Below are 835 nucleotides of genomic sequence, written 5' to 3'. Positions count from 1 at the left end.
GGGGCGGCCGGGTGCCCGAAGGCGGAGTCCGGAGCGGCAGGCGCCCGGGGTGGGTCTGCGGCGGGGCCGGCCAGGCGCCGGAAGCGGGCCAGGGGGGCGCCGCGGTAGGGCTCGCCCTCGTGGGACTCGCCGTAGGGCCGGCCGTGGGACCGCCGAGGAGCCTCGGCGGGCGGTTCCTCCCGCCCGGGAGCGGACCAGTCAGGAAGGCCCGCGTTCTCCGGGGCCGGGGTGCCGGTCACTGCTTGCTCGTCAAGGGGTAGACGTCCTTCGCATCGGCGATCAGGCGTTGCGTGCCCGCCTCGTCCAGGCCCAGGTCGACCTCCACCTCCGGCAGGTAGGTCTCCCCGATGAGTATCCCGTTCTTCAGCGGCAGCACGATCCGGGCGCCGGTCAGCGCGCTGACCGGGACTTCGAAGACCGCCACGCCCTCGGTCCACCAGCCCGGCTGGATGTAGGGGTTGACGATGGTCAGCGAGGAGTCGACCTTGTCGGTGGCCTGGTAGCGCTTGTCGTCGTCGGTGAGCAGCACCGGGGCCGCGAACTGCTGCGGCTCCCGGTGGGCGGTCGCCTCCAGCGTGACGACGACGAAGATCCCCGAGGTGGTGGCCTTCTCCACCTTGTCGGACGCGTCGTGGTCTGCACCGAGCGCGCGCCGTACACCCCCTTCACCCGGGCGGAGAAGCGCGAGGCGACGACCTCCTCGCCGAGGCCGCCGGTCCAGGTCAGCGCGGCGCTCCGCTCCTCGACGCTCAGGGCGGTGGACTGCAGGGCCACCGCGGCGGCGGCCAGGGAGAGCCCGGCGAGCAGGGCACCCGCCCGGCGCATCCGGCCCGGC

Annotated in this window: 2 protein-coding genes and 1 pseudogene; 1 reads left to right on the top strand and 2 read right to left on the bottom strand. The window is 74.5% G+C overall.

The genetic code is table 11. The annotated features are described in order from the left end of the window. Both ACWJ6R_RS37320 and ACWJ6R_RS37315 read right to left on the bottom strand, forming a co-directional pair. A pseudogene (locus ACWJ6R_RS37320) lies at window positions 1-239 on the bottom strand (hypothetical protein); the annotation flags it as partial. Beyond that, entirely contained in the window at window positions 236-616 is a 381-nt protein-coding gene (locus ACWJ6R_RS37315; protein WP_449066701.1) for a hypothetical protein, read from the bottom strand. The pseudogene ACWJ6R_RS37320 and the gene ACWJ6R_RS37315, both read right to left, overlap by 4 nt. Window positions 617-631: 15 nt before the next feature. Here ACWJ6R_RS37315 and ACWJ6R_RS37310 point away from each other — a divergent pair. Then, the coding region (locus ACWJ6R_RS37310; protein WP_449066700.1) for a hypothetical protein at window positions 632-835 on the top strand (204 nt) is incomplete at its 3' end.

Source organism: Planomonospora algeriensis, from assembly GCF_977012225.1.
Note: the sequence above shows the minus strand (reverse complement) of the source record. Positions and strands in the feature narration are given on the sequence as shown.